We start from the raw sequence: 23422 nt of genomic DNA on the forward strand, positions 1-23422 counted from the left end.
AGAAAGTCTATCGCGGCTATCCACAGCTCCCACTGTGAGATCTGCTGGTGAACACGTTTCGCGTTACCGTTGTCCTATGACTGCCACTACCGAGTCGAACCCACGTATTTCAGGTTCTTTCGACCCCGCTCTTTCTGCTTCACGAGCCAAGGAATACTTGAAATGCCCGTTGCAGTACCGCCTGCATGTGGTCGATCGCATCAAAGAACCTCCCACGCGTGCAACCGCTGCCGGCACGCTGGTGCATTCGGTATTGGAGAAGCTTTTCGATGTGGCTCAAGCGGACCGAAATGAAGATACGGCAATGAGCCTCTTCGACCAAGAGTGGGCTGCAACAAAAGACTCTTTAGATGATGTTGTTGCGATGTTCGACGACGAGGCCGCGCTCGATCAATGGATCAACGAGACCCGTGATGTTGTGCGCGGTTATTTCACACTCGAAAATCCGCAACGCCTAGAACCAGTTGCGCGCGAAAAGCGCGTGGATGCTTACACTCACGACGGTGTGCGCCTGCGTGGCTTCATCGATCGCATTGACCGTAACCCTGCTGGGGAGTTGCGTGTGGTCGACTATAAAACGGGTAAGGCGCCTTCGCCTCGTTTCCAAGACGAGGCCCTGTTCCAGATGCGGTTCTACGCCCTGCTGTTGAAACTCACCGATCGGATGCCGTTGCGCACCCAGTTGGTCTACATCAAAGCGGGTCAGACCCTGACATTTGATCCGACGGCCGATGACATTGAACGCTTCGAAGACGAAGTGTCAGATATTTGGGATCGGATTGAGCGTGATGCGAAGCGTGGGGAATTCGCGCCTCGACACAATCCACTATGCAACTGGTGCGGTGTGCGCGCCCACTGTCCTCTCTTTGACGGGGTGCTTCCCGATGCGCCAGCAGACGGCATTCAGCGCCTACTACAAACGCGGGTCCGCGCTTCAATGCAGGAACCCACGTAGACCCCATACTGGGCGAAAGAACTGGGCAATCAGCTACATCACCGCAGTTGACGCTGCGGTGAGTACTCCGGTCACCAGCAGAATTGCAACGACGATAGCCAAGCCAATTCGGTACCACACGAACGGCTTGTATGACTTCGTTGAAACCAGCTTGAGGAACCAGATGATGACTGCCCATGCCACAACGAACGCGATCAGTGTGGCGACGACGGTTGGGGCAACATCAACGTGATCTCCGCCAGAGAAGACCTTGTACACCTTGTACAGGCCGGATGCGAAAACTGCTGGCATGGCAAGAAGGAAGGAATAGCGGGCTGCTGCCTCGCGCGTGTAGCCCAATGCGCGTCCCATCGTGATCGTTCCACCCGAGCGGCTGACGCCGGGGATCAAGGCCATTGCTTGGGCAAGGCCATAGAGGATCGCGTCGCGCCAGGACATATGGTCAAGAGTGAGTTTCTGAGGAGCATAGCGGTCAGCAATACCCAGAAGAACACCGAAAAGGGCAAGCATGACAACTGTAATCCACAGGTTACGGAAGGAAACGTCAATCCAGTCTTCCAATGCAAGACCAAGGATCCCGATCGGGAGCGAGCCAACGATGATCATCCAGCCCATGCGGACGTCGGGATCGCTTGAGCTCAGACGCTTTTCACGCGGACGAATAGGAAGCGACTTCCACCAAGAAGACACGATCCGGACAATGTCTTTCCAGAACACGATGAGGACTGCGGTTTCAGTACCGATCTGGGTGATGGCAGTAAAAGCCGCGCCCGGGTCAGCATTGCCGACAAGTTCCCCGAGAATCCTGAGGTGAGCCGAAGATGAAATCGGCAGGAACTCAGTAAGTCCCTGCACGAGGCCAAGAAGAATCGCATCGAACCAAGTCATAGTCGAAACTCTACGGGCTATTGGCACGTATTGGCGAAGCGGTGTGCCACGAAACCTGTGCAACCTGACACGGCTAGGCTAGAGGCTATGGAAATTCGTCAGTGCGGTCGCAGTGGTCTGAGGGTTTCGTCACTTGGCTTGGGCACGCTCACGTGGGGACGCGACACCGATGGTGAAGAAGCATGGGAAATGCTTTCTCACTTTGTCGATGCGGGTGGAACGCTTGTTGAATGTTCGCCGATGAACGGCGAAGGAATGGCCACCGACGTTCTTGGGGCAGCGATGAACCGGGTCGGGCGCCACCGCCTGACGATTGCGTGGAGGGGGGCAACCCGTCGCGACCAGTCAGGTCGTTGGGTTTCCTCGGCTGGGCGTGGTGACATGTTGCGCAGCCTGGACGATGCTCTTGCTCGTTTAGATACCGACTATGTGGACGTGTGGATGGCGGAGCCCGACCCCAGTGTCCCGCTCGAAGAAACGCTGGGTGTGCTTGAAGCAGCGTCCCGTTCAGGGCGCGCTCACTATGTCGGTCTTTCTGGCTGGGATACGTGGACAACAGCCTGCGCCCTCACCCGCCTTGGTGAGCACGGGCTTGTTCAGCCAGCGGTAGCGCAGCTTCCCGTCAGCCTGTTAACTGCTCCGGCTACCCATAGCTTGCGTTCACATCTGGCCGGCGAAGGATTGGGTGTATTTGCTCGGTCTCCACTTGCCGGTGGGGTGTTAACTGGAAAATACCGCCATTCCACTCCCCCGGATTCGCGCGGGGCTACCGAACATATGTTGCCCACTGTTGCTCCTTTCCTGACCGACGAATATGCGGGACGTGTTGAAGCAGTTGTTCGCGCCGCGCAAGGGCTTGATCGCAATCCAGGTGACGTTGCTCTTGCATGGGTACGAGATATGCCGGGCATTGCCTCAGCAATCTGCGGTCCGCGAAATGTACGACAGCTTGACCACATCCTTGACTCAACCGAGCCTCTGCCTGCCCCGATTCGCCAAGTGCTCAACGAAGTCGCGTACTCGTAAGAACGCATACTTCTTAGATCCCAGCCCTCAGCTTTGGGCTTTCAAACGCGACGTTGACCAGACAGTGTGGCGCGGTATCAAACAAGCGTCTGATATCGCGCCGCACAAGAATTCTTAAAATCACTCAGTCGTCGATGTCGATGAAATCATCATCCGAATCGTCTGAATCCTCATCGTAGGATTCATCATCGTCCTCTTCCTCATCATCATCTTCGTCGTAATCATCGTCGAGAAGATCGAAGGGAAGCTCGACACCGAACTGTGTGAACAGTTCGTCGTCGTAGGTGAAGAACGCATCGCGCAAAGTGTTCTCTGCTTCTTCGAGCGTCGAAGAGTCATCATCGGTTGCCTGCGAACATGCAACGTAATGAGCTTCAAAGGCTGCAATCAATGCGTCAAGCGCTACGCGAGGATCATGAGTCATGAGAAGATCCTAGACCTTATGCGAGCTGGGCTCACGGAAGATTAAGTTGCGAGCGGATAACAGAAACCATCAGGTCAGCGCCTTTGATTTCTGCTGTCTGATCAGCACCGACGATGCGAGACACACCTTCAGAGTCAACCAGCTGCGATGCACCCATATTCGGCCCCAGCGGAAGGATCACCCATTCCTTCGTAGGCTCGTAGATTGCTTCGGGCTGATCGCCGGCAATTTGAGACGAAATATTTGCGATGACAACGCGTGCTTGCTGGCGAGCAGCATCAGCACGCTTTGACTCGGGAACGTCCGTCAGATCGCCAACGGCGTACGTGTGGTCATGGCCCTCGACCTGCAAGCTCTTACCAACGCGGATTGTGCCGTTCGGGCGCAACACGGGCTCGTAGTCGGTACCGGCGAGGTAGCCGGTGTTCGCGCGAGAGCCGTAGCACTGGAACCAGATATCGCCTTCAACATCTTCACCTTTGCGGGTCGACACATGGAAGTGACCGAGTTCGCCAACGTTGTGCGGAGGCAGGAAAGCAAGCTCAGAACCGGTGATCACGCGAATGCCGAGCTCAGCCAGTTGCGTGGAGATTTCTTGACGCAGGTCTTCGGAGTAGCCGGGGGCAGAAAGAATCTGATCGGCCTTCTCGACGATTGTGATGTCAAGGTCCGGGTAAGCGTATGCAAGTTCGCCGGCAAATTCGATACCGACGGTGCCACCACCAACTAGCATGACGGAGCGTGCGCCAGCAAGGTTTTCGTGCAGTTGGTTCAAACGAGCCTTTGCAACAACGGACTTCGCTGACGAGTACTTTGCTGGGAAGGGATATGTTGCGCCGGTTGCAAGAACAACGTAGTCCGCTTCGATAGGTTCGCGACCGAAAATATGGACGGTGTTACCGACAATCTGAGAAACAGTGCCGTGAACGAATTCGCCTCGTGTCAGCAAGTTCGAATAGGGCATGAAGATTGCTTCCTGCCACACGTCGTCTACGGCTGCGCGCAGTGCAGCTGCGTGGTGAACAAACTGGTCTTTTTGTTCAACGAGCGTCACATCAGCGATGGGATCGAGTCCTTTTGCAACAGTCACGCCACCGTAACCGCCACCTACAACGACAACACGAGCCACTTCATTCTCCTTCACGTCGAGCTGGTCTAATTCTTGCACGTGATAAGGGTTTTCACGCGGGATTATCGGGCGCGTCAGCCCTGATCGACACCGAGTGCTCGGGCGATGTTGGGGACAAAGAAGTTCGGTCCCTTGAGGACTTTGCCGTCTTCACGCAGTTTTACCGAACCGTCGGGCATCAGCTTCGACAGATTCGAGGCCTGAACTTCAGCTAAAACCGCATCCAAATCGATACCCGATTCGATTGCCATTCCGTAGATGACATAGACGAGATCTGCCAGAGCATCGGCAGTTTCGATAAGATCTCGCGTGTGGTCGTCACCGTCAACGGCCTTTTCAGTTGCTTCTTCAACGAGGCTCCGTGCAACAGGTCCGTACACGGCGCCCATCAGTTCAGCGAATTCTTCGCGGATCAGTGACATGCGCATGTTGAGGCGTTCGTAGTCGATGGTTGGCAGGGCACCGGTACCAAGGCGCACGGGCATGGAGTAGGTTCGGTGGAACTGCTCAACAAGCTTTCCTGGGCGCGAAGGATCAAGGGCAGGTCCCTGTCCGGCACCGGGCCCATCCCACGGGGTCTTCGGTTCGCGAGTGTCCGTGACCAGAAGGCTTGCCTGCCAGAGGTCCGGGCCTTCAGCTCGCCTGCGGATCCCCTCGCGTTTAAAACCGTTGCGCCACGCTGGCTTCCAAGAACCCCAGTTTTCAACGTGGCAGTACCAGTCGATGCGGGTGACATCCATCTGATCAAAGGCAAAATCAACGGCAAGACCGAGCGCTTCGGTCATGAACCCTTCACCCCAGGCATCAGTGCGGATGAAGTAGCCGACCTCAGCCGACTTGGGATCACGCTGCCCACGCCAAAACTCCAGGCGACCAAGGAACCTTTGATTCTTGGCAGAAAGAATCGCCCAGTCAGCGTTACCGTTCTTCCAAGACTCTTCAGAGCGCGAAAGGTGCTCAACCGCCATATCCCTCGTATAGGGGTGGGGAACGGTCGTCGTTTCGCTAATGCGTGCGTCTTGGAACACCTCGGTAATTGCGTCGACGAAATCAAGGTTCATCGGAACCAAGGTGACGCGCGATCCTTGAAGAGTCTGCGACACTGTTTCACTCATACTTCTTCCTTCCCCGTGTTTGCCCACGCTGTAGCAAGAATATTGCCAAGTGCAGGAACGGTCTGATGGTCTTGAACAACGAACTTTCGATCGATCAGAGCGGTGGGCACACGGTCGATGCCCATCTGCACACCGATCTGGAAATCAGAGAAGACATCGGATGCAGTGTGCGGATCAGTCAGCGCATCGAGGACGAACTGAGCGTCCAACCCGAGGTCCTGTGCGCAACCGATCACAACGTCGCTGTTTGAAATATCGAGGGCCATCTCAAAGTGGGCACGTCCTAAAGCTTCGGCAAGCTTCAACTGCATTGAGTCGGGACCATTAAGAGTGTCACGATCGTAGTCTTCGATGCGGGCGGCATTGATCACGCGGTGTGCATATGAGGATGGAGCAACGATTAGTTTCTCGAAGTCAAAAACGACGCCTTCTGCACGTCCAAGCTTTTCAAGTCGCTCGTCCAGTGCCACTGCTTCCTCGTACGTGAGTTCGCCTTCGTTCATCAGATAGACGCGACGAGGTTCTTCACGGGCACTATCCAATTCGGGGTCGAGGAAGAAAGCGTGAAGCGTAATTTCCACCTCGTCACGATGATCGAAAGAGGACAGCGCCTGTCGCCAATGTCGAATACCCAGGTACGACCATGGGCAGGTCACATCGAACCAAAGATCAATATGCATTCGCACGCTCTTTCATCGCTTCGTTGCATTGATCCGGATTTTCTTCACGGGTGTAAGAAAAATCCGAGATAAAACGAAAGCCCGGAACTTATTCAAGCTCCGGACTTCCATCTGTGCGCGGAGGGGGACTTGAACCCCCACCCTCTAATACGAGGACTAGCACCTCAAGCTAGCGCGTCTGCCTATTCCGCCACCCGCGCAGGTGACTTGCTCTTCTTGATTACCTCAAGTCGAACGTGGAAAACTCTAACACGGTTGGTAGCCGAACTGCCAAATCGAAAGGAGAAACTCCTAGGGACCATCAGCATTTTTGTTGGAATAGCGCCGATAGTCAGTGTCCACAGGAAGTGGCGACGAGGAAGATCCCCCAGCAGAGTTAATTCTTGTTCCGGGAACGCAGTCGCTCATCCAACGCGGAAAAAACCCTCACAATCTGGGATATTTCCTCATCGGTCATATCCGCAAGCAAGAATTCGCGAAGCGTCTCTTGATGAAGACGAGTTGCTTCCTTCACGATCCGCACGCCCTGTGAAGTCAGACACGCTTGATAGCTTCGCCTATCTTCCTTCGACATCACTTTCTTTACCCAACCGTCTCGTTCTAAATGAGTGACCAAATAGGTTAGGCGTGACGGAGAATAGACAACCTGGCCGGACAATTCACCCATTTTTAGACATTGACCAGGCGCTTCGGACAGGGCAAGCAGGATGTTGTAATCGGGCACCGACAGGCCGAAATTCTTCTTCAAGTTGGATTCCAACAGGCCATGAAGACGCCCATTCGCTTCGAAATAAAGTCGCCAAGCACGCTGACGCAAGTGAGCTGAATCAGTATCCAGAAGCGCGGGACTCTTCATTTCGTTTTCTTTCACGTGTTGAAGAATATTCTATGAAGCTGGAAAAGCACTGATAAACCCTGGTCTATCCCATATTTTTGAGTGAGTGGTGAGACGGTTGCTCGCATACCGTTATGCTTGTTTGCTCCGCGCCACGAAATGCCGAGAGTTTCTCAATGCGCGCGGCCTCGTGCCACCATTAAGACGCAAGCGATGAAGGAGTAGTTGGTTGAGCGCAGAAACACAATTCACGTGCGTACTTTTCGATGTTGATGGCACTCTTGTCGATTCTGCCCCCGCAGTGATCCACTGCTTCAACACGGTTCTTTCCAAGCGTGGCGTCACTACCCCGCCAGCGAATGCAATGCGCAAGTACGTTGGTCCCCCGCTCTGGTGGTCATTTGCTGACCTTGGCTTTGAAGGCGAGATTGTGAAAGAACTCGTCGATGAATACCGGGCACTGTACCGCGCGATTTTCCTTGAGCCCCCACTCTTTCCTCGAATGGACGAAGTAGTGCGTGGCGCCCACAACGCTGGGATTCCCGTGGCAACGGCTACGTCGAAGCAAGAGCCACTTGCTCTGGCACAAATGGAACATCTGGGAATTCTTGACGCTTTCGACGTCATTGCCGGCGCAACTCCGGGTCCCGGTTCTTCGAAAGCAACAGTTATCGCCGATGCGCTTTCGCGCCTGAGCGCCAAGGGAATGGATATCTCCCGCCCCGTTCTGATCGGTGATTCCTGCTGGGATGTTGAAGGAGCTCAGCAAGCTGGTATTGACGTCATGGGTGTGAGCTGGGGTTACGCGAAAGACGGCGACCTTGACGAATGTATTGCTATCGCGCATACCCCCGAAGAGCTTGCGCACCTGCTGGGGTTCACGCTCTGAACCTTTCAGCTCATCTGTACAGCTAGCGGAAGTCTCGCAAGCGTACGAGGTGCGGATGCTAGTTATCGAGAAGGTCCACCAGGTCGGACATGTCGAGCCCGGATAAGAGCTCGCCACCCTCAACATTTCCTGCGCTTTCGACGACTGTTGATACGAGTTCGCGTTTGCGTTCTTGGAGTGCGACGACTTTGTTTTCGATGGTGTCAGCGCCGACCAGCCTGTACACGTTGACTTTCTTTGTTTGGCCGATTCTGTGGGCTCGGTCGACGGCTTGTGCTTCAGCTGCAGGATTCCACCAGGGGTCCATCATGTACACGTAGTCTGCTTCCGTGAGTGTCAGGCCGGTACCTCCCGCTTTCAGAGAGATGAGGAATACGGGGACTTCTCCGGATCTGAAGCGTTCGATGGCTTCGTCTCGGCGGGTTGTGGATCCGTCGAGTTGGACTGTGGCGATTCCACGTCGTTCTAAGTAGTCACGTATGCGGGTAAGGAACGTTGTGAATTGGCTGAAGATCAGAGCTTGGTGTCCGCTTGGGATGATTTGTTCAAGTTGAGTGGCGAGGTACTCGATTTTTGCCGAGCCGATGTGTCCGCATGTTGTGTCGACAAGACCGGGATCCAATGCGAGTTGGCGCAAACGTGTCAGCGCCGCGAGGATATCGATTTTTGCACTCGGATCATCGGTCAGTGAGAGTATTCTTGCGCGCTCTGCCATGAGGTGTTGATCGTAGATACGTCGGTGCTCCGTGCCGAGGTCAATGGTGATAACGGATTCGATCTTGTCGGGCAGGTCAGTGGCAACTTCTTCTTTGGTTCTACGCATCATGTTGGGACTAAGAAGAGAGTGAAGATGGTTCAATGCCGTGACGTCGTGATCGTTTTCGATGGGTCGACGAATTTTGTCGTTAAAAAGGGACCATTTGGGAAGTAGTCCGGGCATTGCGAGGGCCATGATCGACCAGAGGTCGCCAAGAGAGTTTTCTACCGGGGTTCCGCTGACCGCAAAAGTCCAGTTTCTTTCTATTCCTTGCAGCACACGGTGAATGGCGGTCCTGGGATTCTTCACATTTTGCGCTTCATCGAGAATAAGGCCGTTAAAAGGAATCTGTTTCCATTCTTCGTCGTCGATGCGCACGATTGTGTATGAGGTGATAACAATGTCTGCGCCTTCGATTTCGCTGGCGAGGCTCCTTTCGCGCCTCTTCCCCGTTGTATTGATCGTGCGCACATTGAGATCGGGGAAGAATCGTTGAGCTTCTTTTTCCCAGGTACTTAAAACCGATGTTGGCGCGACGACAAGCGTAGGCAGATCGCATTTGAGAGATGATGCGACGTCAGATTCTTCGTTTTCTTCGCATGCTGACGCCTCTTTGAGGGAGGCAAGAGCAGTTAAAAGCTGAAGGGTTTTACCGAGCCCCATATCGTCTGCCAAAATGCCACCTGTTTGGCTACAGGCTCGAGCGATCAGCCAGCGCGCTCCGTCAACCTGGTACGGGCGCAAGGTGGCACCCACGGGGTTCTGGAGTGGAATATCTGCGCCGGCGTGACGCAGGTGTTCAAGACGGGCTTCCCACTGCTGGGAGTCGACAGTCGTATCCGTAAGGCAGTCGAGATCTTCCCAGAGGCCAAGATGTGTGGGTACGAGGCGTGGCTCATCATCAAAAGAAAGGGTTCGCGCTTCTTCGAGAAGTGCTGCGATGGATTCAATTGTTTCTTTGTCGATGCTGACCCAGTGCCCGCCAACGTAGAGATAGCGTTCCGAGTGGGCGACTGCTTCAAGAACATCACTGAATGGAACCGGATACCCACCGACGTCGAGTCTAACGTCCAGATCGAACCAGTCATTGTGCGCCTCGCTTGGCGTGACGCGAATCGATGAATGGAGCGGGACTTCATCAATCATGAACGTCAGTACTGCGTCACTGATCTCCCATGCAAGACGCGAGTCATTCAGCTGATCGATCACATCTTTTCGAAATTGCGGGATAGTCCACGCGGGGAGTCGGAGGTTTTTGAATTCTCCGTCCCACAAAGAAGCGGGCACATGCTGTCGCGCAAGAGTTTTCAGGGAAGCGAGCATCGATCGAACGTCTTCTAAATCCATGACCTGCTGAAGTCGGACTCGCGAGGGGGAACCTGAATAGTCGTATTCCGCCCACCAGGTGAGGGTGAATTCTTTTCCTTCGACAAGGTCGCATTGTCCAACAATGCGCACTGTTGCTTCTTCGCCAAGATCGACTGACGAATCAATTGAAGAAACTTCAAAACGACGTTTGAGATGCGGGATATACGCGGTCGCCAGTTCGGCGACCTGGTCGGCGGGCACACAGATCGGCCCTCGTTCGAACAGGGTCATGAGTTCTTGCCCACCAACACGGGCTACCCGTGTGCCACCGTCCAAGATGAGCAGGCGAGTTGCGGTATCAATTCGAGGTTTGAGGATACGTTTATCCCCATCAAAGGCCATCATCTGCAGGAGCAGTTCATCCCCTTGCAGGCTGAGATCGCAGCCCAGATCCCACGATGATCGATCAAAATGTATGGGTGTCAGTGGGTCAAGGCTAGAGTAGAGTTCGATTCCTTGGCTGATCAGTCTGAGTAGCCACGGTGCAGCATCCACTCCGAGCATCTGAAGACTAATTTCATTTCGTGCCGCGCGACCATCATCCACTTTTGCAAGACGATAACCTTCTCTGATTAGTCCGATGTGAGAACGCGATAATCCATCTGAAACTGAAGCCCACTGCGTCGACACCAGATCCGGCCAAGTTGCTCGCTTCTTTGTCCATTGGATGCGATTGCCGGGGCGTAGTGGGTGCATCCAATACGGGCGCTCTGGGTCCAGAGTGTCAATCAATAGTGCGATTGGCTCTCCGCTTGAATCCCCAGCATGAGTGAAGGAGCGGAGACGCGTTTTCCACTCTGGTTCGTCTTCCGTTGTGAGTTCGTTGCTTTGACGTCGTAATTCAAGGAACAGAGCAACCGAATGCTGACAGTTTTTCCCTTCAATACATGCGCAGGTCAGAACAGGTTGCCCTCCGTTGAGTCCAACCCAGGTTTTGAGACGAAGCCCCGTTGAAGCCACACGTCCGCTAAAAACTCCGTCGTCACCGATCTCAACATCGGTGACTTTGTTTCCTTCACACAGTGCACTCGCGCGCGCCCAGGCAGCATAGCCGACTTGATTGCGAATGATTGCTTCGTCGAACTCAGCGACGCGACGAAGTTCTTCGGATGAAATGCGCATTCTGTCAGTTTATCTTTCACCGTCAGATTCTGCTGAGAAAGCCTCTTCTATCCACCGTTGTTTGTCTGTATAAATCAGAAGGAGATCGCTTCCTTGATCGGTGATGACGCGAAGGTATGCTCGCGCGGGCGATGAATCATCCCACCTGTTGTCACGGATTATCCAAGGACCGTGCGAGATACGAATGCTTTGATGCGCGCAGGCGAACTCGCAGCTACAGGGCGTTGCTGACCGGGCTGGCGAAGGCTTTCAGGTCTTCCCACGAGTCGGCGCGGGCGGTGTCTTGCTCGTAGGCGATCAGATAGCCCCAGTGCTGACCGGCGTAGGTATCCTCAGCAACCAATCGGCGCACCAACGCCTCGGCAGCCTGACGCTTGGCCTGCACCCTGGTGTCATCGCGGCCGCGCTCGTCTTTGCCCTCGATGATCCAATGCACCCCGTTGGTGTCCAAGGCCACGAAGTCGGGGAAGTAGCGGTCTTTCGCGTTGTAGTACACGAACGCCTGGTCTTGCGGATGCAACCGGTGCCACCACACGATCCCCGGCGACGTGTTGAGCAGGCGAGCAAGCTGGTATTCGCCGGTGAAGGAGTCGAAGGATTCCTCTGCGAATAGCGACTTGAACCAGCCGCCGTAGACCCGGCCTCGCACGAACTGGTCACGACTCTCGATCTGGTCATGCACCTTCTCACCCAACGGGAGCGTGTAGCCGGTGCCTGGCATTGACTTGGGGTGTATGGTCGGCACCTCGCGGGTGGCTCGCAGTGTCTCGGTTGTGTAGTTCTTGATCAGAGCTAGGAGTTCGGCGCGGGCGGAGTCGAGGGATTTGATGGTCCAGCCGGTGAACGTCACTGCTTGCATGAACTTCGGCACTAGGAACCTGGCGACGTAGCGGGCGGTCTGTTCGGTTTTGGGCACCAGCGACATGTTGATCACTAGTTTGACCAGCGCCTCCTCGGCGTCGGCGTCGGCGATGTGGACGGAGTCGACTTCGGCGCTTTCTCGATCCTCTGCCCGGAGTTTCTTGCCTAGGGCGGCGATGATCTCTTTGCGCAGCAGCACGTCCCCGGCAGAGGTGACCCGACGCGCTGCTTGCTCAATCTCGGTGTCACTGATTTCGGACAGGTCAATGGGTGGCTGCTGCACAGTCATCGTGGTTACCGGGAACTGGTAGGCCACATCGGCGAAGTTGGGGTTCCGTCCGATCGAGACCAATTCCCAGGTGGGCTGATCCTCCGGGGCGGTGATGGTGCGAACTCCGACACCGGGCAAACCCAGACCTTCGTCACCGCCGTTGCCGGGAACGGTGCTCGGCTGCGGTTCTACGCCACCGGTGCCAGCACCGGTCCCCGGCATAGTCGTAGTCGATGGTTGACCACCGGTCGTGTCTGTGCTTGTATCCGTGTTGGACTCTTCGGCGGCTTTACGGATCACCTCTTCTACCTTGGCTTTGTCGGGTTCGGGGACGGCTTCGTCCAATCCGAACTGCTGTAGCACGTTCTCGGCGTTCAACAATTCGGTGAAGGATTGGTGAGCGATGATGTCGAGCTGGTCAATCTGCCACACGCCGGTGTATCTGCCGAACGGCAGTCTGAGGCCCCTTCCCATGGTCTGCTGGGTAAGCACTTCGGAGGCCATCGCCCGTAGTGTCACGACGACCGCGATATTTTTGACATCCCAACCTTCCTTGAGTTTGTTCACGCTCACCACTGCCAGCACAGGCGATTCGGGCCGGTCCAATTCGTCGAGGCGACGCTGGGTCAACTCATCCTCGTGCTTAGAGTCCACCTGCAGCACAGCCGATTCCCAGCCGAAGTACTCCGGGGTACGCAGCAGCTCAGCAACCTGAGTGGCATGCTCCACATCGGAGCAGACCACGAACGCAACCGCATTCACATGATCGCGGTTTTGGGAAGCCGCATACGAGTCATAGTACGCCTGCTTGAGCGCACGCAGCTGCAGAGCATCCCGCAACTGCTGCTCCTCAGAGGCTTCGTCGCTACCATATCCCGTCTTGCGGAACGCCAACACCGGGGCCTTCACATACTTGTCCTGGATGGCGCGGTAGAGCGGGTACTCGAAGATCACATGATCGATCTTCTTGTCCACCGACGCGGTCAAACCAATCGCCGCTGCTGGGTCGAGTTCCTTCAACGCTGCATTGAACGCCGCCGCGCTCGACCCGTACAAGTGAGACTCGTCGGCGATCACCACAAGATCATCGAGACCCTTCAGGTAGTCGAAAAGCACACCAGCGTTCTCATCGAACCGGCGGGGCTTACGGCGCATCGCATCCTGCGTAGCGCCGTGGGTGTCACCCTCGACCTCCTTCGGCGCGATCAACTGCTGAATGTTGAAGATGAACGCCAACATCAAGGTTTCCCGCCCGAACGAAAGCTGGGCGGGGCCGTTCTGCCGGGCGATCCACGCCGAATAGTCCTGCGGGGTGACCACCTCGGGCGGCAGCGCCGCACCGGTGATATAGCGGGGTGTGCCGGGAGTGAAATTCTGCACCGTCTTCGCCTGCACCGTCTTACCGGGCGTCACAATCACCACATTACCCACACCCTGACGACGCAAATACTCCACGAACGCCGCCATCAAATACGTCTTCCCCACACCCGTAGCAAGGTTCAGCACCTGCATCACGTCCGGGTCATAGTCACCGTCGAGAGTGAAGACCAGCTGGCGCAGTGCTTCCTTATTCGGAGCACGCAGGTCGAACTCGGCACTGATCGACTCCAACATGTCCGAATCAAAACTGATATTCAGCCGCTTAGCCATCACAGCTCACCACCCTCGCTGTAACGGAACACATCATCCGGCAAGGCAACCACCCGCGACCCCTTCACCAGTCTGCGTAGATGCTGGCGGACCCCGTCCATCACGGTGGTTGCTGCTAGCACGATCGTCTCTCCGGGTTGAACTTGGGAGGCCAGCCAGTCAACGACCTGAGGCGTGGCCACACCCTCCACCACCTTCAACAAGGCATTGCCACGACGGGCATCAAAAATGTAGTCATCATCCGGGTGCAACAGCGTGAACCCGAGATTCGCGGCCACCGACTCGATCAGAGCCTGTCCGGTCGCAGCCGCCGTCAGCATCACCCGATCCAAGGCGGGGTCATAGTCGAAACACGCAGGCGACAGGTGCGCCACCTGGAAGCCGCCACCACCACGCCAGTTCACCACTTCCTTCGTACGCCTGGTCTTCGAAGCGGCCTTCAGTGACTTCACCTCGACGCTCTTCTTTAATTCCGGGTCGTCCTTGATCAGCTTGTTGAGCACGCTCGTGAATTTCGCGGCGTCCTCCGGCGAAACACCATCAGGCAGCCCATCTTCCGTAGCGTCGACACGTTCGCCCTTCGTCCGGGTTATCCCTCCCGGGTCTTCGTCGTTGACAACCTTCTCCAAACGGGGACGCGTGAACGTCGTGAAAGTCGACTCCAACAACTCACACGTCACCCAACGCCGCCCCATCTTCTGCGCCACCGCAGCCGTCGTCCCCGACCCAGCAAACACATCAAGAACAATGTCACCAGGATTGGAGGCAATATGAATTATCCGTTCCAGGAGGCGCTCGGGTTTCGGTGTTGAGAAAGCGCTCACGTTAGGGAAAAGGGATTGGATCTCCTTTTTGGCGCCGTCGGTATGACCCACCTCGCTGTGGAACAGTAGATTCGTTGGAGTACGCCCCGGCATGCCTTTTAGGTACGACTTCCGTCCAAAGCCACCTACACCGCCGTTGGTGACATATACAAGGGGCCAGTTCCCTTTTTTATACGCCCGCATTGCTACTTGCGAATCGAATTCTTCGATAACCAGCGCGGGAACACGGGGTCTGATTTCAGATTCAGCCACGCCGCACATTTCAGCCCGAATGGCGGAGTCATCAATTTCCCGAAGAATATACTGACTGTTCCAGCCACGCATAATTTCTAAGAAACGATCTTGCCCAAACCGCCAGTGCCCTCCTCGAGCCGGGTATCGAATTTCCCCAGTAATAGGGTGCTGAACTCCAAACACCATTCCTTGATGTGTCTTCGCTCCGGGCGCAGTGGGGTCGCCCATTTTCCATGCACCACGTGGGTCGTTGTCCGGATTGGAATACCTAGCATTCATCTCTGCAGTACGCGGAAGACGGTTCGGAGTAAAATCTTCAGACTTTCGGTAGATTAGGATTTTATCCGTGATCGAAGGAATGCTCTTCGAATCATTGCGTGGTGAGTACGTCTTTTCCCATTGCATTTCTGCCACGAATTTAGCCGCTCCGAACACTTCGTCGAGCAACAGGCGCATGCGATGATTTTCAACGTCGTCGAGATGCACCCAGATGGAGCCGTCGTCGGCAAGCAGCTTCTTCATGTGGAGGAGCCGGTCGCGCATCATGGTCAGCCAGATGGAGTGCTCGAGGTTGTCCTCGTAGGAAGCGAACGTCTGCGCGGTGTTAAACGGCGGATCGATGTAGATCAGTTTCACCTTGCCGACGTACTTCTCGGCAAGCTCGGGCACGCGGGTGAGGGCTTCGAGGACATCGCCCGATTCACCTAAGATCAGCAGGTTGTCATCCTGGGGCTCCAGGTCAGCGCGCTCGGAGTAGGCGAACTCGTCAGACTTCGGCGTCTGGGTGCCTTGCACATAGTCGTCCAGCACGAGGGTATGGGTCTCGCAGTAACGCGGATCAGAGGGGTCAACCCACGTGTACCCGTACTTCCCAGTCTCAGTGGGGATGAGAGCCTTGTCCTTGTTGTACCAGGTGAGCTGTAGACGCTGATTGGCCATCTAGTCGGTCTCTCCCTTCGGTGTTGCTGGGATTGCTTCGCAGATGTCGGCTATGTCGCAGTCGAGGAATTGGCAGATCCTGAGCAAGGTGTCGGTTTGAATGTTGGCTCCTTTGCCGAGTTTGGCGATTACTCCGGAATGACGAACTCGAAGTCGCCGCTGGTCAACAGCCTCCCGACGCTGATCTCCGCGGCCTCTAGCCTTCTTGTTTCTCCTGCCACCAAGTGTCCCTTCATCGATTATGTCTTGCACTTGGGTTGAACCACTGACCCCGCTTTTGAACTACTCACGCCGCCAGCGCGACTGTGCCGCCATTTTATATCCAAGTCGGGTTAAAAGCTTCAACAATGCCACAATAATCCATGCGCGACTGAGCACCTCGCTTGTTTTTCGGAACAGATATCCAAGCTGGTTCTTCACTCAGTTTCCCGCATTGAGCAACATGTATAGGTGAGGAAAAAGAGTCGTTCAGATGCACTGGGAGCCGAACGGATAGTAGGGGCTGAGGGCTCATATCGATTGTCCCGTCCCACTCCCCTGCCCCAGGTGTTAAAAAGCTGGGAGTATTCCAGGGAATAAAAGCAATGCGTTCACGCGGATCCCAACCACCTTGACGGTGAATACTGAAGTGACGCTTCGGTCCGGCTACGCAGATTCCATGGGCGGGACGAAAACATCGTGCCCTTCGCTGAGTTTCCAGTAGATATCAGCATTGCTTCCAAAACGGGCATATATCTGGCCCTTACCTAAATCTTTGAGCTGCCCACAGGTGTGCACCCCCAAAGTGGCAAGCAATTCAATGTCTTGAGCTGCCTGCTCTTTCTCTTTACCGTCAAGAAGTTCCAGAATGTAACGAACGGGAATTGAGGCAAGAAATGAGGGCATTTCTTGATCGGTCACAATTCTTTGGGTTCGCGCCGCATATGTTGCAGCAAATACTCCCTGCGCGACCCCGACGAAGGCTTCGACACCAACCTGTTGTGCAACAGCATCAACGATGGCAGTTGCGGCTGCTTCTTCGCTTCCGTGCCAACGCGTAGCGGGAGTAGCCCACACCCAACTTAAGCCCGGACGCATACACATCACTTTGGCTACAACTGACTCGAAGGCTTCGATAACAGCGTCAAAACTTCTACCTTCACGCTCTTGATCCCGAGGCACGATGATGAGCTCTGGGCACAGATACCGTGCCGTTTCAATACGCATGCCGTGGCGCACACCGTGTTTGCGCGCACTAAAAGAAACGACATCAATTTTTCCGCGATGCCCCACTGCTCCTGGAGCACCCGGAGGAAGATCGATGACCAGCGAGTTCACAGGCCAGTCAGGAATCCATAAAGCAATGAACCTCATGAGGCCCTCCTTTTTTGACCTTGCACCCCCTATTGACGCCGAATGAATCAGCCCCGTTTGTTCCTCGGCTTGACGCAAACCTGCGCGCACCAATTTCAGACGATCCACATCGACTTCCATGTTCCCACCCCCCTATTTAGAACATCTGTTCTATACAGTAGGTGCGACCATGTACAAATCAGATTGCAATAGTCCACGTTCTTTCGGCTACCCGTCGCACCAACAATGGTGGCAAGATAAACGAGTGCTTCACATCATCTTCTTCGAACCCGAAATTCCTGGAAATTCAGGCGCAGCAATCCGCCTCTCTGCATGCACCGGATCAATGCTCCATCTGGTCGAACCGCTGGGATTCGATATGTCCGACACAAAACTCAAGCGCGCAGGCTTGGATTACCACGATCTCGCGCACGTGAAAGTACACCCAAACCTTGATGATGCACTTGCGGAAGTTCCCGGACGCATCTGGGCATTCACAGGACGAGCCTCAACAATGTACGCCGACGTTTCCTATCAGGACGGCGATGGACTCCTCTTCGGCCGAGAATCCGTCGGCCTTTCCGAAGAAGCAATGAATCACCCCCGCGTCGAAGATCGCGTCCGCATTCACATGCAACCGGGACTCCGCTCTCTCAACCTCGCCAATTCAGCATCGATTGTTCTGTACGAAGCGTGGCGCCAACTCGGTTTCCCAGGTGGAATCTAAACCGACCCCACACTATATTCCGCTTCACAAAGCACAATCGGCCTCGTCCCCCGCACATTGGGGCGAGGCCGAAATTTTCACCACCGCCATTTTTACGAACGAGGCCGCTCAAGGCGCTCAGCTAACTCCACAATCCGGCGCGGATTCGACCTCCACATCCACCCCACACCAATCATGGAAATAATGAGTGGCAGATAGTAAAAGTCCGCACCCCACCGGCTCCACGCCGAACGAGCCACAATCAGATCGGGCACATCAAAGCCTGCAATACCGATAATGATCGGCGCCGCAATGCTGATACCGATGCTGTAGCCGGCAATAATGCGCATTCTCCTGCCATTGTGCGTCAAGCCCGCCGCACCAACGAAATAGACGATTCCCGCAATCAACGCGACAATTTGAGGACCCCACGGGAGGGTGTTCTGATGATGAAACAAATCAACGATCGCTGTCACTAACGCCCAAGCCCCAAGCACCCAGAACATAGCCATGACAAGACGACCAAGGCCAAGCGCTCGCGGGCGCCTATCTTTCACACTCTTGTCATTGCCGGAAACGTCGGCGCCCTCCAAAAGCTGCGGGGATTCATTCATAGGTTGATCATACGTTGCGCCCACCATCATCCTCACTTCGCACGAATGTTCGGTGTGGTCGGTTCCACCTCGTCTCATCCGTCTGCGTGAGGACATCATTGCCCACAAGTGGGACAATAGGCCTAGACGGTTCACAAGACTGTGAACAGAAAACAAGACGTAAGGAGTCTCAGACGTGAGCGAACCAGAATACGACATCGTCGTACTGGGCGCCGGATCCGGTGGATACGCCACCGCTTTACGCGCTTCCCAACTGGGAATGAAAGTTGCCTTGATCGATGGAGACAAGGTTGGTGGCACCTGCCTCCATCGCGGTTGCATCCCCACGAAGGCTTATCTGCACGCAGCACAAACCGCTGACACTGTCCGCGAATCCGAAGCATTCGGCATTCGTTCCATCTTCGAAGACATCGACATGGCGAAAGTCGGCGCCTACCGCGATTCAGTCATCACCAAGCTTTACAAGGGTCTTCAGGGTCTGCTGTCCTCGCGCAACGTCGAGGTCATCAAGGGCTGGGGTCGCCTGACTGACGCCAACACCGTCACCGTTGACGGACGCGACATCACCGGCCGCAACATTGTCCTTGCGACCGGCTCCTACTCGCGTTCCCTCCCCGGACTCGATATTGCAGGTCGCATCATCACCTCCGATCAGGCATTGCAGATGGACTGGGTTCCTACTTCTGCGCTGATCCTTGGCGGTGGCGTCATTGGCCTCGAATTCGCTTCCGTGTGGAAGAGCTTCGGCGCTGACGTCACCATCATCGAGGCTCTGCCCCACCTAGCAAACAATGAAGACGAGTCAGTTTCCAAGCAGCTTGAGCGCGCCTACCGTAAGCGTGGCATCAAGTTCCACACGAACACGCGTTTCGCTTCGGCCGCCCAGGACGCATCAGGCGTCCACGTTGCGACCGAAGACGGAAAGAACCTCGACGCAGATGTCCTGCTCGTCGCAGTTGGTCGAGGCCCGGTTACCCAGGGGCTTGGATACGAAGACGCCGGCATCACAATGGATCGGGGCTTTGTTATCACCAACGATCGCCTGCACACCGGCGTCGCCAATATCTATGCAGTTGGCGACATTGTGCCGGGCCTTCAGCTTGCTCACCGCGGCTTCCTTCAGGGTATTTTCGTCGCTGAAGAAATCGCTGGAATGACACCTGCACCCATCAATGAGTCCGGAATTCCGCGCGTTACCTTCTGCGAGCCCGAAATCGCTTCGGTTGGTTTGACCGAAAAGCAGGCGCGTGAGAAGTACGGTGATTCGGTGAGAACCGTCGAATACAACCTTGCGGGCAACGGAAAGTCTAATATCCTGAATACTCAGGGCTTCATCAAGCTCGTGAGCGTTGAAGATGGACCGATCGTCGGTTTCCACGGAATCGGTGCGCGCATTGGTGAGCAGATTGGTGAAGGAGAATTAATGGTCAACTGGGAGGCCTACCCAACCGACGTTGCATCGTTGATTCACGCCCACCCAAGTCAGAATGAGTCCATTGGCGAAGCAGCGATGGCTCTCGCCGGCAAACCCCTGCACGCCCACAACTAGCACACCCGTCTTTCAAGGAGAACATCCATGGCAACCGCAGTAACAATGCCCGCCTTGGGCGAGTCCGTCACTGAAGGCACCGTCACCACCTGGCTGAAGAACGTCGGTGACACGGTCGCAGCTGACGAACCCATCGTCGAGGTCTCGACCGACAAGGTCGACTCCGAAGTTCCGTCCCCCGTGGCGGGCGTGCTGCTCGAGATCCTCGTCCCCGAGGACGAGACCGTCGAGGTCGGCACTACAATCGCAATGATCGGTGACGCATCCGAGGCCACTTCCGCTCCGGCACCTGTAGCCGAAGCTCCGGCGGCGCCGGCACCCGTTGCCGCGGCGCCGGTGGCTCCTGCGCCTGCATCACCCATCGCTTCTGCTCCCGCTTCCGGCACCGAGGTCCTCATGCCCGCCCTTGGCGAGTCCGTGACCGAAGGTACCGTCACCACGTGGCTGAAGTCCGTTGGCGACGCTGTTGAAGCTGACGAGCCTCTGCTCGAGGTTTCCACCGACAAGGTCGATTCCGAAGTTCCGTCCCCCGCAGCCGGTTTCCTCGCTGAAATCCGCGTCGAGGAAGACAAGACCGTTTCGGTTGGCACCGTTGTCGCCATCATTTCGTCTGAGGCTCCTAGCGCAGCTCCTGCCGCTCCGTCTCCCACAGCCACTCCGGCTCCCACAGCCACTCCAGCTCCGGTCACACCGGCTGCTCCTGCCACTCCTGCAACCCCGGCTCCGGTCCCGGCAACCCTCGATCAGCTGAGCAATGCTGTTGAAACCGCCGCCCCGACCGGCACTCCGGTCGCATCGCAGACTCCGGCAACAGTGGCAAACACCGGCTACGTGACCCCGATCGTTCGCAAGCTTGCTCGCGAGGCCGACATTGATCTGGCAACGATCACCGGCACCGGTGTTGGTGGCCGTATCCGTCGCGAAGACATCGAGAACGCTGTTGCAGCCCGCGAAGCCGCCAAGGCTCCTGCTACCCCGGCCCCCGTTGCTTCGGCTCCGACTGCTTCTACTCCGGTTGCGCAGAAGCGTGAACCGTCACCGCTACGTGGCACGACCGAGAAGATGTCGCGTCTGCGTCAGACGATCGCTCGTCGCATGATGGAGTCCCTGCAGAACTCTGCTCAGCTGACGACCGTGGTCGAGGTTGACGTTACCAAGGTCGCGGCTCTGCGTGCACGCTCGAAGGATGCGTTCATCGCCAAGCACAACACCAAGCTGACCTTCCTGCCCTTCTTCGTGAAAGCCGCAACCGAGGCTCTTCAGTTCCACCCGAAGATCAACGCAACCATTGATGACAACAAGGTCACCTACTTCGACTATGAGCACATCGGTATTGCAGTTGATACCCCGCGTGGCCTGCTGGTTCCGGTAATCAAGGATGCGGGCACCAAGGATATCCCGGGTATCGCAGCTTCGATCAACGATCTTGCCGCTCGCACCCGCGACGCCAAGGTTGGTCCGGAAGAGCTCAGCGGCTCCACCTTCACCATCACGAACACCGGTTCCGGCGGAGCACTGTTCGATACTCCGGTTCTAAACTCGCCCGAGACTGCAATCATGGGTGTTGGCACGATCGTGAAGCGTCCGATGGTTGTCAAGACAGCCGACGGTTCCGAGTCCGTTGCAATCCGCTCGATGGTGTATTTGTCGCTGTCGTACGATCACCGTCTGGTTGACGGTGGCGATGCGGCTCGTTACCTCATGGAGGTCAAGAAGCGCCTTGAAGAAGCAAACTTCGACGCTGACCTTGCTCTCTGAGTAGAGCCAATCTGGCAAGGTAATGTGCCGATCTGACGTTCAGGCACCCCCAGTTCGTGCCGGGAAACCGGTGGGAACTGGGGGTTTGCCATATCCGCCTAAGGTGTTTGCTGAGCGGTGCGTGAAACTCGTCCCGTCAGACGCATAAAAGTCATCACTATGTCTTGCGAGGTACTAGCAGGAAGAGTCACACACCTTGCCCCGTCGCAGCGTTGGTATTCACTTTGTGTCACCGTTGCTTCAATTGTGAGCTCCGTGTCCGAACAGCTTGGTTGGTTGACCACGTGCGATTCGGATTGCAGATGTTTAACGAACGCATCAAAGCGACGAAGGGTTGCAATCTTTTCAGCTTCAGCTCGAAGAGCATCCCCTTCCATAAAATTGTCCAGGTCAGCGATATTACGGTCCATCACTGCTTGATCTCGCACATGCATAAAAGTGGAGACAATGTCGTTCGCCTGGCTGATGTCGGGGCAGCCATCGATTGCGAAGTCGTCAATCGAAGCAACCTGATCGCGACCAAATGGTTGGATTCCTTGTCCCAGGCCCATTCCCGTCATCGGATCTGCCGGCTCAGTTTCTTCTTGAGTCTCTCCCGATTGCCTATTTTCACTCAGTGGCGCAGATTGCGCGGCATCTGGATGTCGAGATCGTTCAATACCCCCACTCGAGGGCGCCGACTGTGCCTTAATTCCGCCCGTTGACACGGGCGCGTTTGATAGTGTGGGTGGCCTCGTCATTCCATAGATGACGCTAAGGAGAACGATGATGATTCCCGCCAGCGCACCACGTCGCCGAGCCTGAGTCGCTGGCAATCCCCGTGGACGTTCATCGGCAAGGCGTTCCTTTCGCCACGTAACTGCCTCATTCATCTGAGGCAGATTCTCACAGCGTGAATCAGCTGTTAGTTGTAGCGGGCGTTGCTCGACGCGCGTGGGATTAAGCCCGTGTGGATCAATATTCAATGCGCATGCGATGGCTTCAACTGCGGCATCGTCACTGCGCTGATCCTTTGTTGCAGACAGGGAAAAACCGGGGGTTCCTTCACCGGCCTGCGCGGGAATGGCAATATCAATCAGCGTCGCGTGAAAATCAGCGCTGACAACAATGTTTGGTGGCGCAATATCGGTATGAATAATTCCCTTATCATGTAGCGCACAAACGCCAGCACGCACATCGGCGACGATACGTCGGCGCTGGTTGTCGTTCAGTTGCTGACCGCTATCGAGTAGCTCCTGCAAGGTTCTCCCGGCGTAGCGACGCTGAGAAAGACTCACGCGACCATCCGGCTGGCATGATACTTCTACCAGCTCTGCCACATTCGGGTGCACGAGGCCACGCCATGCAATCCAACGCTGCATCTGGTCACGCGCGATATCAAAGCTATACACGCTGATCAGCACTGCTTTATTGTCACGAGTCGCCTCCCACAGCGGACCATTGGAGGTCATAAACGCAATCGTTCCAAGGCGATGTGAATGCATATTCATAGCCGC

General features: G+C 55.8%; 20 protein-coding genes and 1 tRNA gene. 7 read left to right on the forward strand and 14 right to left on the reverse strand.

The annotated features are described in order from the left end of the window. Positions 1-76: 76 nt before the first annotated feature. Positions 77-955: a RecB family exonuclease gene (locus QP109_RS02145; RefSeq protein WP_285023034.1), complete on the forward strand. Its 879-nt coding sequence runs from the start codon at positions 77-79 to the stop codon at positions 953-955. A 33-nt stretch (positions 956-988) separates the two neighbouring features. On the opposite strand, the gene QP109_RS02150 is transcribed toward QP109_RS02145, so the two are convergent. After that, the gene (locus QP109_RS02150; protein WP_285023036.1) at positions 989-1843 is read right to left on the reverse strand and encodes an undecaprenyl-diphosphate phosphatase; all 855 of its coding nucleotides are present in this window, start codon (positions 1841-1843) and stop codon (positions 989-991) included. 87 nt (positions 1844-1930) lie between these two features. Between QP109_RS02150 and QP109_RS02155 the strand changes: the two genes are divergently transcribed. After that, positions 1931-2869 carry an aldo/keto reductase gene (locus QP109_RS02155; protein WP_285023037.1) on the forward strand — a complete coding sequence of 313 codons (939 nt, stop codon included), beginning with the start codon at positions 1931-1933 and terminating at the stop codon, positions 2867-2869. A 124-nt stretch (positions 2870-2993) separates the two neighbouring features. On the opposite strand, the gene QP109_RS02160 is transcribed toward QP109_RS02155, so the two are convergent. The 6 genes from QP109_RS02160 to QP109_RS02185 all read right to left on the reverse strand — a co-directional run bounded on the left by QP109_RS02160 (position 2994) and on the right by QP109_RS02185 (position 7088). Beyond that, the gene (locus tag QP109_RS02160) at positions 2994-3293 is read right to left on the reverse strand and encodes a DNA primase (RefSeq protein ID WP_195224330.1); all 300 of its coding nucleotides are present in this window, start codon (positions 3291-3293) and stop codon (positions 2994-2996) included. A 31-nt stretch (positions 3294-3324) separates the two neighbouring features. After that, positions 3325-4422, reverse strand: a complete 1098-nt coding sequence (locus tag QP109_RS02165) for an FAD-dependent oxidoreductase (protein ID WP_270772454.1) — start codon at positions 4420-4422, stop codon at positions 3325-3327. 74 nt (positions 4423-4496) lie between these two features. Beyond that, positions 4497-5537, reverse strand: a complete 1041-nt coding sequence (locus QP109_RS02170) for a GNAT family N-acetyltransferase (RefSeq protein ID WP_285023038.1) — start codon at positions 5535-5537, stop codon at positions 4497-4499. After that, positions 5534-6217, reverse strand: coding sequence for a DsbA family oxidoreductase (locus QP109_RS02175; protein ID WP_285023039.1), 684 nt, complete (start codon positions 6215-6217; stop codon positions 5534-5536). Before QP109_RS02175 ends, QP109_RS02170 begins: the two co-directional genes overlap by 4 nt. 114 nt (positions 6218-6331) lie before the next feature. Continuing rightward, positions 6332-6417 (reverse strand) — tRNA-Leu (locus tag QP109_RS02180). Positions 6418-6593: 176 nt separating this feature from the next. Next, a complete protein-coding gene (locus QP109_RS02185; protein ID WP_502929265.1) occupies positions 6594-7088 on the reverse strand; it encodes a MarR family winged helix-turn-helix transcriptional regulator in 495 nt (164 codons plus the stop codon). Positions 7089-7281: 193 nt separating this feature from the next. Between QP109_RS02185 and QP109_RS02190 the strand changes: the two genes are divergently transcribed. Continuing rightward, positions 7282-7941 (forward strand): HAD family hydrolase, encoded by a 660-nt coding sequence (locus QP109_RS02190; RefSeq protein ID WP_285023040.1) that lies wholly within the window; start codon positions 7282-7284, stop codon positions 7939-7941. Between the two features lie 58 nt (positions 7942-7999). Here the strand turns inward: QP109_RS02190 and QP109_RS02195 are convergent, their stop codons facing one another. The 4 genes from QP109_RS02195 to QP109_RS02210 all read right to left on the reverse strand — a co-directional run bounded on the left by QP109_RS02195 (position 8000) and on the right by QP109_RS02210 (position 16054). After that, the gene (locus QP109_RS02195; protein ID WP_285023042.1) at positions 8000-11188 is read right to left on the reverse strand and encodes a DEAD/DEAH box helicase; all 3189 of its coding nucleotides are present in this window, start codon (positions 11186-11188) and stop codon (positions 8000-8002) included. 214 nt (positions 11189-11402) lie between these two features. After that, on the reverse strand, positions 11403-13970 hold the full coding sequence (locus QP109_RS02200; protein WP_285023043.1) for a DEAD/DEAH box helicase: 2568 nt from the start codon (positions 13968-13970) through the stop codon (positions 11403-11405). Beyond that, a complete protein-coding gene (locus tag QP109_RS02205) occupies positions 13970-15838 on the reverse strand; it encodes a site-specific DNA-methyltransferase (RefSeq protein WP_285023045.1) in 1869 nt (622 codons plus the stop codon). Before QP109_RS02205 ends, QP109_RS02200 begins: the two co-directional genes overlap by 1 nt. Before the next feature lie 129 nt (positions 15839-15967). Next, positions 15968-16054, reverse strand: coding sequence for a helix-turn-helix domain-containing protein (locus QP109_RS02210; protein ID WP_243381234.1), 87 nt, complete (start codon positions 16052-16054; stop codon positions 15968-15970). Here QP109_RS02210 and QP109_RS02215 point away from each other — a divergent pair. Next, the gene (locus QP109_RS02215; protein ID WP_207760318.1) at positions 16037-16228 is read left to right on the forward strand and encodes a hypothetical protein; all 192 of its coding nucleotides are present in this window, start codon (positions 16037-16039) and stop codon (positions 16226-16228) included. The genes QP109_RS02210 and QP109_RS02215 overlap by 18 nt on opposite strands. 384 nt (positions 16229-16612) lie before the next feature. On the opposite strand, the gene QP109_RS02220 is transcribed toward QP109_RS02215, so the two are convergent. Continuing rightward, positions 16613-17320 (reverse strand): DNA polymerase Y family protein, encoded by a 708-nt coding sequence (locus QP109_RS02220; protein ID WP_285023046.1) that lies wholly within the window; start codon positions 17318-17320, stop codon positions 16613-16615. A 244-nt stretch (positions 17321-17564) separates the two neighbouring features. Between QP109_RS02220 and QP109_RS02225 the strand changes: the two genes are divergently transcribed. Beyond that, a complete protein-coding gene (locus QP109_RS02225; RefSeq protein WP_101628207.1) occupies positions 17565-18026 on the forward strand; it encodes a tRNA (cytidine(34)-2'-O)-methyltransferase in 462 nt (153 codons plus the stop codon). Positions 18027-18118: 92 nt separating this feature from the next. On the opposite strand, the gene QP109_RS02230 is transcribed toward QP109_RS02225, so the two are convergent. Beyond that, positions 18119-18619, reverse strand: coding sequence for a hypothetical protein (locus QP109_RS02230; protein ID WP_270772366.1), 501 nt, complete (start codon positions 18617-18619; stop codon positions 18119-18121). A 175-nt stretch (positions 18620-18794) separates the two neighbouring features. On the opposite strand from QP109_RS02230, the gene lpdA reads away from it, so the two are divergent. Together lpdA and sucB are read left to right on the forward strand one after the other, a co-directional pair. Further along, entirely contained in the window at positions 18795-20168 is a 1374-nt protein-coding gene (lpdA, locus tag QP109_RS02235) for a dihydrolipoyl dehydrogenase (protein ID WP_285023047.1), read from the forward strand. A gap of 27 nt (positions 20169-20195) precedes the next feature. Further along, positions 20196-21926: a 2-oxoglutarate dehydrogenase, E2 component, dihydrolipoamide succinyltransferase gene (gene sucB / locus QP109_RS02240; RefSeq protein WP_285023049.1), complete on the forward strand. Its 1731-nt coding sequence runs from the start codon at positions 20196-20198 to the stop codon at positions 21924-21926. Positions 21927-22024: 98 nt separating this feature from the next. Here sucB and QP109_RS02245 read toward each other — a convergent pair whose 3' ends face one another. After that, positions 22025-23416: a protein kinase domain-containing protein gene (locus QP109_RS02245; RefSeq protein ID WP_285023050.1), complete on the reverse strand. Its 1392-nt coding sequence runs from the start codon at positions 23414-23416 to the stop codon at positions 22025-22027. Positions 23417-23422 lie beyond the last annotated feature (6 nt).

Origin of the sequence: Pauljensenia sp. UMB9872 (assembly GCF_030212665.1) — a bacterium.
Taxonomy (GTDB): domain Bacteria; phylum Actinomycetota; class Actinomycetes; order Actinomycetales; family Actinomycetaceae; genus Pauljensenia; species Pauljensenia turicensis_B.